At 55.0% G+C, this 1,577-nt stretch carries 2 protein-coding genes; both read right to left on the bottom strand.

All coding sequences use genetic code 11. The features are described 5' to 3' along the window. Nucleotides 1-239: hypothetical protein (locus tag D5S03_RS05665; protein WP_287042969.1), on the bottom strand; the 239-nt coding region annotated here is incomplete at its 3' end. Nucleotides 240-250: 11 nt separating this feature from the next. Continuing rightward, a partial coding sequence (locus D5S03_RS05660; RefSeq protein ID WP_287042967.1) for a type IV pilus secretin PilQ occupies nt 251-1,577 on the bottom strand: 1,327 nt, incomplete at its 5' end.

Below are 1,577 nucleotides of genomic sequence, written 5' to 3'. Positions count from 1 at the left end.
GATGTGAGCAAAAGAAAGGTGCCCCGGGGCAGATCACTGCTTTCCGGGCCGGACAGGTTGGCCCATACAGGGACCATTTTCAGGGAGCCCCAGCTTGAACCTTCCACCACCAGGTCAATTTGCATTTCCCGGCCGATGGGAAGCTTACGTTCTCCTGGTATAAAGAATCCCTTCTGACCCAGAAAGCTTTCCTGCCAGATGCTGCGCAGATCTCTGGATGAGGGCAGTTTCAGTTCCATACTTTTTTTCTCTACTGGATCTTGGGGCGGATAAATATGAGCAGTTCGTCTTTGCCTTCTTCTACGAATTCGCTTGAAAAGAGTCTCCCCAGTATTGGGATATTGGACAGGCCGGGCACACGGTGGAAACGCTCACTTTCCAGTAGTTTCTTTATGCCCCCTATGACTATTGTTTCTCCATCATCCACCAGTAATGTGGTCCTGGTGAGCTTGGTGTCGATGCCGTCCTCCGCAGGAGTATCATCCCTGACTTCCAGGTTCAGGATCAGGTTGTTTTCAGGTGTAATCTGGGGCTGGACAACCAGTCTAAGAACCGCGTCCTCATATTCTGTCCTGGTGCCGCGTTCGTCCTCAACCTGTCTGCGGATGCGCGTACCCTGCTCGATTTCGGCCTCCTGGTTGTTCAGGGTCATTACCTGAGGAGCTGAGATGGTGCTGGATTTGTTCTCCACTTCCCCCAGGCGCAGCTGCGCATCCAACTGAAACATGCTCCCGGCGAATCTTTCCAGACCACCGCCCAGGGCCATGAGGTTGTCCAGCTGTCCGGGCAGATTCATGCTCTGCATTTCCACCGTGCCTTCCAGAGCGCCGCTTATAGGTGCAGCGTAGTCAAAGTGCCAGTCAATGCCCAGTTCGCGGCGAAAACTCTCTGTAGCATATACCACCCTGGCTTCGATGAGCACCTGACGTTCGGGGCGGTCCAGATTCTGGATCAATTCAGTGATTTCTTCAAGCTGGGCGGGGGTATCCAGGACTATCAGGGTGTTGGTGCGCGCGTCCTGAGTCACCCGGCCCCTTTCGGACAGAAAATCCTCAATCCTGGGCTGCAGTTCCTCTGCCCTGGCGTAATTGATCTGAATAAATCTCTGCTGCAAGGGTTCAAGCTTGCGCAGGCTTTCCTGATCTTCCAGTTCCGCCTGCCTGGAGCGGCGGCGTCTTTCCTCTTCGGCTTCCAGTCTGTCCGCGGTGGTCACCCGGATGATATTGCCCTTGCGCACCATGCCCAAATCTTTTTGAGCCAGGACCAGGTCCAGGGCCTGATCCCAGGGGACTTCCCGCAGGCGCAGCGAAATCTTGCCCTGAACCTCCTCGTCCAAAATGAGATTGTATTCCGTGTGGTGGGTGATGAGGCGCAGAACATGTTCCACCTCAGCGTTTTGCAAATCTATGGATACCGGCTCGCCAGTGTACTCTTCCCGCATGCCTGGAAAAAGAGAGTCCTGCATCAGCTCTCCTGCTTCCTGTTCCAGTGTGGCCAGTCCGGCTCCGGCTGGAGCAGTCCCGGGAGCATCACTGCCCGGAGCAATCTGAAACAGTAGTTCATCTTCAGCCTCCTGG

Source organism: Desulfonatronospira sp. MSAO_Bac3 (assembly GCF_003838035.1).
GTDB lineage: Bacteria > Desulfobacterota > Desulfovibrionia > Desulfovibrionales > Desulfonatronovibrionaceae > Desulfonatronospira > Desulfonatronospira thiodismutans.
This window is presented reverse-complemented; position numbering and strand designations above follow the sequence as displayed.